Source organism: Luteolibacter sp. LG18, from assembly GCF_036322585.1.
In the GTDB taxonomy this organism is placed as follows: domain Bacteria; phylum Verrucomicrobiota; class Verrucomicrobiia; order Verrucomicrobiales; family Akkermansiaceae; genus Luteolibacter.
In genome coordinates, this window is record NZ_AP024600.1 from 506,106 (window position 1) to 518,705 (window position 12,600).

The following is a 12,600-nucleotide window of genomic DNA, read 5'->3' on the forward strand; positions in this document are numbered from 1 at the left end:
ACCGCGGAAGATTACAGTTCTGTAATCCTGGGCCGCTCCGGAAGTTTGACTGTGACATTTCCGTCGCGCGCTCTCCATTGTCCGCGCGGAAACGAAACCGCCAGCTTCTGGCCCGCCTTTGCCAGCTCCACTCTCCACACAATCGTCAGGCAATCCGGATGCCAACCCGCCGGAAGGCACCGCCAGTTGGGACCGGCGGGCGATCGTTTTCCTCCTCGTCCTAACAGCCCTGCGGCTCGTGATCCACGCATGCGGCGTGGTGGGTGTGCTCGGCGATGAAGCCTACTACTGGGAGTGGGGCAACCACCTCGCGGCGGGGTATTACAGCAAGCCGCCGCTGATCGGCTGGATCATGGGCCTGCTGCGGTTGGCCGGGCTGGACACGCCCTTCGGCCTCAAGACCACGGCCAACCTCCTCTCCACCCTCTCGCTGGGCGGCCTCTATCTTTTCACCCGCCAGTGGTTCGGTGCCCGCACCGCATGGTGGACCCTGGCCACCGCGGGACTTTCGGCAGGCAGCCTGATGCTGGGCTCGTTCCTCACCATCGACTCGCCGCTCGTGGCCACTTGGTCGGTTGCCCTGGCCGCGGGTTCCAGCCTGCTGCGGAACGGCCCGCGCCCCGCGAACGTGATCACGCTCACGCTGGCACTCGGAATCGGCATGCTCGGGAAGCAGATGATGATGCTGTTCCCGGTGCTCCTCTTCATCGCCGCTTGGCGTCTCAAAGTCCCGCGCCGGACCTGGCAGGCCGCCATCGCCTGCTCGCTACTGTCCTTCCTCGCGCTCACCCCGCCGGTGCTCTGGAACGCCCACCACGACTGGGTCACCTTCAAACACACCGGCCACCATTTCGAGGGCGCGCCGGTGACGCCCGCAGCGATCGGCAAGCGGCTGCTGGAATACATCGGCAGCCAGTTCATGGCGGCCGGCCCGCTGGCGCTCGCCCTGGCCTTTGCCGCGCTCCGCAACCGGGAAACCCGCCACCGCTACCGCGTCCCGCTCATTTTCGGAACCATCGGCTGGACCGTGTGCCTGCTCATGAATGTCCGGCAGGAGGTCAACCCGAACTGGCCCGCCGTCTACCTGTTCTCCTGGCTGCCAGCCGGGATCGCCTGGGCCATGGACCGCAAGCCGGTCTTGGCGAGGGCCGCCCTGTGGATCAACGCCGGGGTCACCGCCGTGGCGCTCGCCGCGGTCCTTTTCCCCTCGGTCTGGAACAAAGGCGACAAGAAGTTCTGGTTCGGCTGGGACACCTTGGCTCGCGAGGTGGATGCCCTCCAGCCTCCCACCGCGCCCGGGGAGAAACCGCTCCTGATCGTGGCGGGCAGCCGCTTCACCGCCGCCCAGGTGGCGTTCCTGTGCCCACGCCGCCCCGAGCTGCACACCTGGTACTACGGCCGGGACTTCATCCCCGGCACCACCAAGCAGCGCGGCGTGACCAGCCAGTTCGACCTGTGGCCCGGCCCGGCCTGCCCGGTGACGCGCCCGTTCGTCGTGCTGGTGGATGAAAACCTCCCGCTGCCCGAAGGCCTGCGGAGCGCCCTCGTCAACCCGGCCCCGCCGAAAAAAGTGCACGTCCAGTTCGGCAAGAAGAACGGAGCCAATTTCAACCTGATCCGGGCCGAGGGACTCACCTCCTGGCCCCCGCCCCCATTCGAATGAACGCCAAGCTCAGCATCGTCGTCCCCTTCTACAACGAGGAGGAAACCGTCGCCGACGTCGTCGCGGAAATCCTCCGCGCGGTCCCCGGCGCGGAAGTCATCGCCGTGGATGACGGCAGCAAGGACCGGACCTGGGAGATCCTTTCCGCCATCCCCGGCATCCGCGCCATGCGCTTCCCGCAGAACCGCGGCCAATCCGCCGCAATGTACGCGGGCATGCGCCAGACCACCCGTGAGATCGTCGCCCTGATGGACGGCGATGGCCAGAACGACCCCGCCGACTTTCCGAAACTCGTCGAGGCGCTTGAGCAGGGAGCCGACGTCGCCTGCGGCTACCGTGCCCACCGCCAGGACACCGCCAGCCGCCGTTACGCCTCGAAGATCGCGAACAAGATCCGCCGCGCCTTCCTGCACGACGGTGTGCGGGACACCGGCTGCTCGCTCAAGGCCTTCCGCCGCGAGGCCGTGGACCACCTCATCCCGTTCAACGGCATGCATCGCTACATTCCCGCCCAGCTCCTGCGCGCGGGCATGAAGATCGTCGAGCTGCCCGTGAACCACCGCGGCCGCATGGCCGGCACTTCGAAATACACCAACTGGGACCGTGCCCTGCGCGGCATCCACGACCTGATCGGCGTGTCCTGGTTGCTGAAACGCAAGGTCAACATCCGCTTCGATTGAACGCCATGATGAGGGAAACCCTTTTCGAATTCGACATCTACAAGGCTCACGTCGTCGTGAACCTGTGGAAGATCATCGGCTGGACCGGAGCCGCGCTCTTCGGCCTGCGCTGGATCCCGCAGTTCTTCGCCACCCGCAAGGCGAAACAGGTGACCATGCCGCGCGTCTTCTGGGTGATGTCCGTGACCGGCAGCATCTGCCTGCTCGGTTACTTCATCGGCTACCGCGCCGACTCGGTGGGCGTGCTATCCAACCTCTTCCCGACCTTCGTCGCGCTCTACAACCTCTCCCACGACCTGCGGAAGCGGCCATGACGGAAACGCGCGACAGATCCCTGCGTTTCATGCTGCCCGCGGTGGTCGCGCTGGCCATGCTGGGCCTCGTCGCTGGCATCTTCACGCTGCCGATCCTCGATCGCGACGAGCCGCGCTTCGGCCACGCCGCGCTGGAGATGATGCGCCGCGGGGATTTCACCGTGCCGTGGTTCAACGATCTGCCGCGCCTCGCGAAACCGCCGCTCAGCTACTGGTGGATGATCGCGAACGTGAAGCTCTTCGGCGCCAGCGAATGGGCCGTGCGGCTCCACTCCGCCCTCGCCGCCTGTGGGGTGGCAGGCGTGCTGGCTTCGTTCGGCAAGCGCCTGACCGGCCGCTGGCAACCCGGGCTGCTGACCGCCGGAGCCTGGCTCACCGCGCTCCAGACCGGCATGCAAGGCCGCGTGTGCACCGCGGACATGGTGCTGGTGCTGGCGGTCACTCTCGCCATGCGGGCCCTGTGGGAACTGCTTTACCCGGCCCCCAGCGCGGGCCGTGGCTGGTGGTGGGCATTCTGGCTTTCGATGGCCGCGGGCTTCCTCGCCAAGGGCCCGGTCGCTTGGGCGGTGCCGCTTCTCGCGGGGTTGATCCACGCTTGGCGGTCCCGGAAGGATCCCGGTTCGACGCGGAAACCACCCCACCTCGCCGCAGGCATCCTGCTGTGCCTGGCCCTGTGCGCGGCCTGGGGCATCCCCGCCCTGATCGCCACCCATGGCCGATTTTTCAGCGAAGGCGTGGGCCACGACATCGTGGAACGTGGCACCACCTCCCTCAATGGACGGCTCTATCTGCCGGGGGTCTTTTATCTGGTCACCATCCCGATCTCGCTGCTGCCGTGGACACCGCTGCTACCCGCCGCGCTCCGCCGGTTCCGGGAAGCGACTCCGGAGGCACGGTTCCTGAGCGCATGGTTGCTCGCGCCGTTCCTGATCTTTTCCTTCTACGCCACCCAGCTCCCGCACTACGTGCTGCCGGGCCTGCCCGCGTTCTTCCTGCTGGCCCTCTGCCGTCCGGCCACCACCCGGCCCCATCCGGCTTGGACGTTCCTTTCCGCAGCGCTGCCGCTGCTCGGCGCGGGTCTGGCCCTCACACCGGCCCTGAAAATGCCCGACCTGCCGACCTTGGCCGATCCACGAGCAGCGCTCGTCTACATCGCCGGGTTCTTCTTCTGCCTCGGCATCGCCTCGCTGCTCGTCGGCCGGAACCGCCCGATGGCGGCGATCGCGCTGGTGGCCCTCGCCGGTTTCCTCACCCTGCCCGGCGGCCGGGTTTTCACCCGCATGAATCCCACCGTGCTCGCGGTGGACGGAATCGACCGCCAGACCCCGTCCAAGCCGATCGGAGTCGGCTACACCGAGCCCAGCCTGGTGTGGTGCAGCGACCGGATCTGGCGCTTCGCCTCCGGCTGGAAAGATGCCGCGGACACCTCTTCCTGGCGCGTGGTCCAACTCCGGTCGTGGGATGCCAGCGCGAAAAACTACCAAGCCCTGATCTCGGGCAAACTGCCTGAAACTCCGTCCCGCGATTTCCGCCCGAAGCTGGCGGAGGCCGGCGTGGGCGATGAACTGGCCCACGCCCGCGTGATCCACGCGTGGAACCTGGCCACCTCGAACTGGGTGGAACTCGCCGTGATCCCGCCCGCAACCGCCCCGGTCACCGCCACCACGGACACGGCCGCCAACTGATCTCCATGAACGATTCCTCCACACACCCCCCCCCTCCGTCCTGGTGCCGCCTGCTGGTCGCACCCGTCGTCGTCGGACTGGTGGCCATGGCGTGGTTGTCGTGGAGCGGACTGGACCTGAAATTCCAATCCATGGCCTTCGATTTCGACCTGCGCCGTTGGACATACGGTGAGGACGATCTCTGGCTCTGGCTCTTCCAATACGGCCCGCTGCCGATGCTGGCGATGGGTTTCACGGCGCTGTTCACCCTGCTGGCGGGCTTCGCCTTTCCGAAGCTCGCCCGCTTCATGAAGCCCGCGCTGTTCCTGATCCTCACCATCGTGATCTCCAGCGGCCTGATCACGAATGTCATCCTCAAGGATACCTGGGGCCGCCCGAGACCCTCGCAGGTGGAGGGCTTCGGACTGATGACGGATGTGCCGGGGCTTCCCTACCGACCTCCATTTTCCCCGGCCTTTGGCCAGGACGGCAAGTCCTTCCCCTGCGGCCACGCCACCACTGGTTTCGGCCTGGCGGCCATCGGTTTCGTGCTGCTGCGGCGTCGCCCCCGGCTGGCCACCGCGGTGTTCGCGGCCACCTACGGCTACGGAGTCCTCATTGGCATCGCCCGCATGACACAAGGCGGTCATTTCGCCACCGATGTGATCGCCTCCGCGCTGATCTGCCACGTCACCCAATCGGTGCTCTACCGCGTGATGCGGCTCCATGAGCATCCCGAATGGGCTTACCGCCCCGGGCGCTCCCGCTGGGGCATGGCCGCCGGCATCGGCGTGCCGGTGATGGGCGCGGCCGCCTTTGGAGCGATGCTGGCCACGCCCTATCGCGACGCCGTCCAGATCGCCCCCGAGACACTGGCCAAGAACGACCGGGACGCCACCGCGATGAAGATCGAAACCTTCGGGAACGTGCACATCGATCTCGGTGAAGCCACCCAATGCCACGGCACCACCAAGGGATTCGGATTGCCGAAAAGCCGCGTGAAATACGCGCTCCAGACCCGCGGCTCCGTGACCCGCTTCTTCCAAATCGAGCGCGGCTGGTTCACCGAACTCAGCCAGGAACTGGTCGTCACCGTCCCGGCGAAACCCGGCATGACCGTGGACCTTTCCGCCCCGGAGCGCGCCGCGATCTGGGACATCGATCTGACCCGTGCCACCGCCGGCCTGAATCAATCCTGGGTGCTCCACGACGGCCCCGGCACCCACCCGGTCATCCACGTGAACGAGGACTCCCCGGTGGTGATCCAGCGCGCGAGCGCTCTCACCCCGAACCCCGTGATGCTGTTCCAAGGCCCGGGAGCCGGTGCCATCCACGTCACCGTGAACGGCCCCGTCGACCCCGAGGTGCGTGTCCGCCCCCGCGAGGTGGCCTCGACTCCCTGATCGGGGAAACCAGGGCAGGCTCAGACGGCCCCCGACAAGGCGGGAACAGCGGTCTGCCCCTCCTCGCGCCCATACCAGTCCGCGAATTTCCGGATGCCATCGGTGAACGACCAGCGCGGGCTGTAGCCGAAGCGCTCGCGCGCATAGCTGATGTCCGCATGCGTCGTCTCCATGTCACAGGCACGCGGCGGCAGCTCGACGATCCTCGCCTTCTGCCCGAAGGCATCGGCGATCTCCTCGATCATCCGCTTGAGCGAAATCGTGCGGCCCGAGCCGAGGTTCACCACCTCGAAGGGCACCGGTTCCGCGTCCACGATCCGCAGCAATCCATCCACGAGATCCTCGATGAAGGTGTAGTCCCGCAGCGAGCTGCCATCTCCGAACATCGTGATCTCCTGGCCCTGCGTCATGAGTTTCGCGAACTTGTGGATCGCGAGATCCGGACGCTGGCGGGGACCGTAAACGGTGAAGAAACGCAGGCAGGTGGTCTGGATGCCGTGAAGGTGGGAATACACCGCACACAGGTGTTCCCCAGCCACCTTGGTGGCGGCGTAGGGGCTGAGCGTGCGGCTGATGGCCAGGGATTCCCGGAAAGGAGGCTCCTGCCCCGCGCCGTACACCGAGGAACTGGAGGCGAACAACAGGCGCGTCACCCCGGCCTTACGGCAGGCTTCCAGGATGTTGAGCGTGCCGTTGACGTTGGTCTCCACATAAGTCGCCGGTTGCTCGATCGAGGGCCGCACCCCAGCGAGCGCGGCGAGGTGAATAACCTGATCGAACTTTCCATCGGCCACGATCCGGTCCATCGTGGCGGCGTCGCGGATATCCGCCTCAATCATGGTCACGCTCTCCGGAAACCCCGCGACAGTCGCGCGCTTGATGGCCGGATCGTAAAACGAATCGAACACATCCACGCCCGTCACCAGCCAGCCGGCGGCGGCCAGAGCCTCCACCAGATGCCCGCCAATGAATCCCGCGGCACCCGTCACCATCACCCGTCCTCGCGGAACTGCGTTCATCATGGAGTTGTCTCGGCGGCCCGGTTTCCGGTCACGATTTGAATTATTACAATTTCGATAGAAACTCAAGGCGGCGCCCGCGCGTTCCGCCTTCCACCCCACCCGCATGAAGCAGCTCAAAGATGGCATCCGCTCGACCGTCCGGATCGATTTCCAAGGACACGTCCACAAGCGGCTCCGCGGCACCGGCGCCGCCGAACGATACGCCACCGAAGTCGCCGTCCTGAAGGTGCTGGAGGAACGCGGCTGCCCCTACGTGCCGCGCCTGGTGGAAGAACACCCCGAGGAATTCTACTTCGTCTCCACGAACTGCGGCCGCATCGCCGACCAGATCCGCAAGGAGCGCGCCGACGAGCTTTTCGCCGACCTGGAACGCGACTACGGCATCCGCCACCTCGACGCGGAGCCGCGCAACGTGACCTACTCCGACAAGCTCGGCCGCTTCTGCCTGATCGATTTCGAGCTGGCCGAGATCCTGCCCGATCCGAGGGCGGCTCAAGCGTGACGATGCTTGCAAGTTTTCCCGCTCCCCACCGTTCTTTTCCGCCCATGCGTGTCGCCCTTTCCTGCCTTGTGGCCCTCACCGGCTTTTCCGCCGCGCTCAGCGCCGAGGAGGCGACCAAGGGCGTCGACGTCGCCCTGGTGTCCGAAGTCGCCACGGTGACCGCTGCGAAGCCGTTCACAGTCGCCCTGAAGGTCCACCATCACCCGAAGTTCCACACGTATTGGAAGAACTCCGGCGTCGTCGGGGTGCCCATCAAACTGAAATGGCAGCTCCCGGAGGGATTCACCGCAGGTCCGATCCAGTGGCCCACACCGGAGCGGGTGATGATGGCGAAATATCCCGCCCATGGCTACGAGCGGGACATCCTGCTGCTCGTCGAAATCACCCCGCCCGCCGTGGTGCCGGAGAAGGTGGAGCTGAAAGCCGAGGCCTCGTGGATGGCCTGTGCCGACGGCTGTTATCCGGGGAACAAAATCCTCACCCTCGATTTCCCCGCCACCGCGCAGACGGCCGAGATTGCCAAGGCCCGCGCCGAGCTTCCCCAGCCGCTGCAAGGGTGGACCGCCACCCTCGAATCCGCGAAGGACGCCGCCGAGATCCGGGTGAAGTTCACCCGCGCCAGCGGCAACGACGCCCAACCCGGCACGCTCTATTTCTTCTCCAGCGACGAACAGATCTCGTCCGATCCGCCCCAGAAGATCGAGCCGCTGGCCGACGGTTTCCGGCTGATCGCCCCGCGCTCCGAATACAGCCCGAAGAACAAGGCCAGCCTCCCCGGCGTGCTCGTCGGCGAGAAGCCGCTCGCACCGGGCGCAGGCACCGCGGCGACGGTGGAACCCGCTTACCCGTAAGCGAAAACTGACAGGCATTTGGCCAGCCGTTTTGGGCAAATTGGCAATCGAAAGGATTTTATGGCATTTTGCCAAAAAATCCCTGAAGCTGCCCCATCATGCTTGATGACGTGTCGCTCCCCCGGCGCTTCCGCGTTGGCGTCCGCCTGCCGGAATGGTCCACGGGATTCAGTTTCCGGATCTTCGCCGGACTGACGGATTTCCAGCGCCAGAACGCACCGTTCCAATTGTTCTTCAATCAACCGAGCGGCGGCGACCTGCCCGCCACGGTGATCGATGAGACGTGGGATGGCGACGGGCTGATCGTCTTCCGCTACACCGCCGAGGAGGGACGGGCATGGAAAGCACGCGGCATCTCCGTGGTGAATCTCAGCGCGGAAATCCCGGAGGGAGGCCCGGTGTTTCCAAGGGTCACGCTGGACAATGCCAAGGTCGGCGCGATGGCCGCCGATCACCTGGCCGCACTCGGGCTGCGCGACTTCTGCTACATCCACGAATCCACCCGCCGTTATTCGGAGGCACGCTGGAAGGGTTTCGAAGAAGCCGTAAAGGCCGCGGGTGGCCGCAGCCACCGCATCGACATCCCTGTCTCCGCCTTCCCGGAGGACATCCGCGTCCGGCGTATCCGGGAAACCATGCGCGGCCCGCTCTCCAAGCTCCCCCGCCCCTGCGGCATCTTCACCAAGGACGACATCGCCGCGGTCTGGACCATCACCGCCCTCGCCGAACTGGGCATCCGTTGCCCCGAGGAAATGCCGGTGCTCGGCGTGGATGATGACATCGTCTTCTGCCACACCACCCAGCCGCCGCTCAGCAGCATCTCCTACCCCGGCCGCCACATCGGCTTCGAAGCCGCTAAGCTCCTCCATCGCATGCTATCGGGAGAGGTCCCCAAAGGCACCGACCATCACCAGGCCATCGCCCCAGCCGGGGTCGTTTCCCGTGAATCGACCCGCCACGTGATTCTCAAGGACCCGGTGGTCACCAAGGCCCTGGCCGTGATCCGCCGCGAGGTGCCGCGGACCAACATCCAGGTCGCGGAAGTGGCACGGCTGTGCGGCGTCTCCCGCGAACTCCTGCGTCAACGCTTCCAGGACCAGCTCCAATACAGCCCGAAGGACGAGATCAAGCGGCTGCGGCTGCGCCATCTCATCGAGGTCCTGACCACCACCGACTGGACGCTGGAAGCCATCGCCGAAAACTGCGGCTACTCCGGCGCGGAGGAAATCTGCCGCTTCATCAAGCGCAACACCGGCAAGACCACCGGCGAGATCCGGAAGGCGGTCTAGCCACCCACAAAAAAACGGCCGCCCGCGCGAGCGGACGACCGTTCTTGAAGCAATAAAGACGCGTCAATCTCAGGCGGTCGGAACTTCCGAGATCGTCTTGAGAACGCGGCCGGCGATCGCGTACGGGTCGCCCTGGGAGTTCGGACGGCGGTCTTCGAGGTAACCCTTGTAGCCGTTGTTCACGAAGCTGTGCGGGATACGGATCGAGGCACCGCGGTCGGCCACGCCGTAGGAGAACTTGTCGATGGACTGGGTCTCGTGCAGGCCGGTGAGGCGGAGGTGGTTGTCCGGACCGTAGACGGCGATGTGCTCGTCGCGGTTCTTGTCGAAGGCAGCCATGAGCTTCTCGAAGTACTCCTTGCCGCCGACTTCACGCATGTGCTCGGTGGAGAAGTTGCAGTGCATGCCGGAACCGTTCCAGTCGCCCTTGATCGGCTTGCAATGGAACTCGACGTCGAGGCCGTAGGATTCGCAAAGGCGGAGGAGGATGTAGCGGGCCACCCAGATTTCGTCGGCGGCGCGCTTGGAGCCCTTGCCGAAGATCTGGAATTCCCACTGGCCCTTCGCCACTTCGGCGTTGATGCCTTCGTGGTTGATGCCAGCGTCCAAGCAGAGGTCGAGGTGCTCCTCGACGATCTGGCGGGCGACGTCACCGACGTTCTTGAAGCCGACGCCGGTGTAGTACTCACCCTGCGGAGCCGGGTAGCCTTCCTTCGGGAAACCGAGGGGCTTGCCGTTCTCATAGAGGAAATATTCCTGCTCGAAGCCGAACCAGGTGCCCACGTCGTCGAGGATGGTGGCGCGGGTGTTGGACGGGTGCGGGGTGACGCCGTCCGGCATCATGACTTCGCACATCACGAGGGCACCATTGATGCGGGTGCTGTCCGGGTAGATGGCGACCGGCTTGAGCACGCAGTCCGAGCTGCGGCCTTCGGCCTGCTGGGTGGAGGAACCGTCGAAGCCCCAGTTCGGAAGCTGCTCGAGGGTCGGGAAGGATTCGAACTCCTTGATCTGGGTCTTGCTACGAAGGTTCGGAACGGGGGTGTAGCCGTCGAGCCAGATATACTCCAATTTGAACTTGGGCATCGATGTGGTGGTTGTTGTTTGCGGATTCGCGGATGATTCGAGGGCGCGTTAGACCTCACGGACCATCGCGCCCACGGGCGGCTAAAAAGCAATTCCCGGGCCAATCCGCAACTGAATCCTGATTTTTTCGGGCATGTGGAAGACGTGACCTGCGGATTTCCACCGCTAGTCCGGCCACCATAAGGACAGGAGAAGCGGGCCGGAGGAAAGGAGGAGGAGTTCCGTAACCCCTTTATTTCGCATCGATGGTTCATCGATACGGACTGGAATAGAGTTGTTCGAAGCGACGTTCCCAAAGCAAAATCCGCCTGCATGGCGGCTTCTCCTCAACAGCGTTTCCAAGTGGATCTCGCCGGGATTCTCAGCGTCCTTTCCGAGCACCTTTACAGCACGCCGACAGTGGCGTTTCGCGAACTGCTCCAGAACAGCACGGACGCAATCTCAGCCCGAACCTCGCTGCAACCGGCCCACCGGGGAGCGATCACCATCGAATGGATCGACGACAAGGAATCGCCCACGCTGGTGGTCGAGGACAACGGAATCGGCCTGACGGAGGACGAGGTGCACCTTTTCCTCGCCACCATCGGGGGCTCCTCGAAGCGGACCGGAAAACAGGGCGACCGGGAGAAGTTCATCGGGCAGTTTGGGATCGGCCTGCTCTCGTGCTTCGTGCTCAGCGATGAAATCGTGCTGATCACGCGCTCCGCAGCCGACGAAGATGCTCCCGCGGTTGAATGGCGGGGACGCGGCGACGGCACCTACCACGTGCGGGCGCTTGAAACCAAACACCCCGCCGGCACCCGTTTGTATCTAAAGATCAAGGCATCGCAGACCAAACTTTGCTCACCGCGCATGCTCAAGGACTGGTTCTCGCACTACGGCGAATACCTTCCGATCTCCATCGAACTGCACGCGGGCGGTCAGTCCGGTCGCATCACGAATACCGAAGCGCCCTGGGACAACGGCGGCCTGCCCGCCATGAATCAGAAGGCGATGTGGGAAGCCGGAACCGGCTATTTTGGATCGGAGTTCATCGACATGGTCCCGATCTCCTCCGCAAAAGGCGGCTTGGCCGGGGTGGCGTTCATTTCCGTGCAGTCCCGGAGCCTCCATTCGAAGCCGCGGCACCGCCTCTACCTGAAGGGCATGCTGCTTTCCGACCACACGGAGGGCATTGTGCCTGACTGGGCGGTGTTCGTGAACGTCCTGGCCAACACCACCAAGCTCCAACCGACGGCCTCGCGCGAGTCCCTTATGGAGGGCCCGGCCTTGGACGACACCCGGGAGGAAATCGGGGACTGCATCCTGGCCTACCTCCGCCGCCTCGCCGTCAGTGACGAGGCCAAGCTCGCCGTGATCATCCAGACCCATCATCTGGCGCTCAAGTCGCTCGCGCTTGAGGACAGTGATGTCCTGCACTTCTTCGCGCCCTGGTTTCAGTTCGAAACCTCCCAGGGCCGCATGAGCTTCGAGGAAATCCGGCGGCAGGACAGCCCCCGGTATTGCATCTCGGTGGACCGCTATCGACAGCTTGCACCCGTGGCAGCCGCCGAAAACCGCTGCCTCATCAACGCCGGCTACGTCTTCGATGCCGAGCTCATGAGCGCCTTGGCCGCGGAGCTCCCGGATCTCGGCCTGGAGGAAATCAGCGCCATGAGCTTCACCGACCAGCTCGGCGAGCTCGCCACCGGCAAGGCCCACCTCTTCGAGGACCTCGTCGAGGCTGCCGCAGCGGCACTGCGCCCGCACCAGTGCCGTGTGGAGGCACGTCATTTCCAGCCGGCCACCCTGCCCGTGCTCTATGTTCAAAATGACGCGGCCCATTCGAAACGCGCTCTGGAGCAGTCCCAGGAGGATGCCGACGGCTTTTTCAGTTCGCTGCTCGGTGACATCAGCGCCCGCTTCGCGGAGGATGCTTACCATGTCTGCTATCTGAACGCCGCAAATCCACTCATCCAGCGCCTGACGAACGTCAAAGACCGCCAGCGCCTGCTCGTCATCACCGAAGTCCTTTATCTCCAGGCCCTCCTCCTCGGCCAGTATCCCATCACCTCCAAAGAAACCCGCCTCTTGTCCGACGGGCTGCTCCAGCTCATCGAAATGGGGGTCTCGACCCACTGACACCA

11 protein-coding genes are annotated in these 12,600 nt (G+C 64.9%); 9 read left to right on the forward strand and 2 right to left on the reverse strand.

Going from position 1 to position 12,600, the window contains the following annotated elements:
• Positions 1 to 118 precede the first annotated feature (118 nt).
• Genes llg_RS02050 through llg_RS02070 form a run of 5 tightly spaced genes read left to right on the forward strand, consistent with a single transcriptional unit; the run spans position 119 to position 5,724 of the window.
• Positions 119 to 1,663 (forward strand): glycosyltransferase family 39 protein, encoded by a 1,545-nt coding sequence (locus tag llg_RS02050; protein WP_338287859.1) that lies wholly within the window; start codon positions 119 to 121, stop codon positions 1,661 to 1,663.
• The gene (locus llg_RS02055) at positions 1,660 to 2,343 is read left to right on the forward strand and encodes a glycosyltransferase family 2 protein (protein WP_338287860.1); all 684 of its coding nucleotides are present in this window, start codon (positions 1,660 to 1,662) and stop codon (positions 2,341 to 2,343) included. The genes llg_RS02050 and llg_RS02055 overlap by 4 nt, the downstream gene beginning before the upstream one ends.
• A gap of 5 nt (positions 2,344 to 2,348) precedes the next feature.
• Positions 2,349 to 2,657 (forward strand): lipid-A-disaccharide synthase N-terminal domain-containing protein, encoded by a 309-nt coding sequence (locus llg_RS02060; RefSeq protein WP_338287861.1) that lies wholly within the window; start codon positions 2,349 to 2,351, stop codon positions 2,655 to 2,657.
• Complete coding sequence (locus llg_RS02065; protein ID WP_338287862.1) at positions 2,654 to 4,342, forward strand: glycosyltransferase family 39 protein; 1,689 nt, start codon at positions 2,654 to 2,656, stop codon at positions 4,340 to 4,342. Before llg_RS02060 ends, llg_RS02065 begins: the two co-directional genes overlap by 4 nt.
• Positions 4,343 to 4,347: 5 nt before the next feature.
• Complete coding sequence (locus llg_RS02070) at positions 4,348 to 5,724, forward strand: phosphatase PAP2 family protein (protein ID WP_338287863.1); 1,377 nt, start codon at positions 4,348 to 4,350, stop codon at positions 5,722 to 5,724.
• Between the two features lie 20 nt (positions 5,725 to 5,744).
• Here the strand turns inward: llg_RS02070 and llg_RS02075 are convergent, their stop codons facing one another.
• Entirely contained in the window at positions 5,745 to 6,746 is a 1,002-nt protein-coding gene (locus tag llg_RS02075; RefSeq protein ID WP_338287864.1) for an NAD-dependent epimerase/dehydratase family protein, read from the reverse strand.
• A 103-nt stretch (positions 6,747 to 6,849) separates the two neighbouring features.
• Here llg_RS02075 and llg_RS02080 point away from each other — a divergent pair, with 103 nt between their 5' ends.
• The 3 genes from llg_RS02080 to llg_RS02090 all read left to right on the forward strand — a co-directional run bounded on the left by llg_RS02080 (position 6,850) and on the right by llg_RS02090 (position 9,388).
• The gene (locus tag llg_RS02080) at positions 6,850 to 7,248 is read left to right on the forward strand and encodes a serine/threonine protein phosphatase (RefSeq protein WP_338287865.1); all 399 of its coding nucleotides are present in this window, start codon (positions 6,850 to 6,852) and stop codon (positions 7,246 to 7,248) included.
• Positions 7,249 to 7,292: 44 nt separating this feature from the next.
• Positions 7,293 to 8,099 (forward strand): protein-disulfide reductase DsbD domain-containing protein, encoded by an 807-nt coding sequence (locus tag llg_RS02085; protein ID WP_338287866.1) that lies wholly within the window; start codon positions 7,293 to 7,295, stop codon positions 8,097 to 8,099.
• Between the two features lie 98 nt (positions 8,100 to 8,197).
• Positions 8,198 to 9,388 carry a XylR family transcriptional regulator gene (locus llg_RS02090; protein WP_338287867.1) on the forward strand — a complete coding sequence of 397 codons (1,191 nt, stop codon included), beginning with the start codon at positions 8,198 to 8,200 and terminating at the stop codon, positions 9,386 to 9,388.
• A gap of 69 nt (positions 9,389 to 9,457) precedes the next feature.
• Here llg_RS02090 and llg_RS02095 read toward each other — a convergent pair whose 3' ends face one another.
• Complete coding sequence (locus tag llg_RS02095; protein WP_338287868.1) at positions 9,458 to 10,474, reverse strand: glutamine synthetase beta-grasp domain-containing protein; 1,017 nt, start codon at positions 10,472 to 10,474, stop codon at positions 9,458 to 9,460.
• Between the two features lie 312 nt (positions 10,475 to 10,786).
• Here llg_RS02095 and llg_RS02100 point away from each other — a divergent pair, with 312 nt between their 5' ends.
• A complete protein-coding gene (locus tag llg_RS02100; RefSeq protein WP_338287870.1) occupies positions 10,787 to 12,595 on the forward strand; it encodes an HSP90 family protein in 1,809 nt (602 codons plus the stop codon).
• The last annotated feature ends 5 nt before the right edge of the window (positions 12,596 to 12,600 follow it).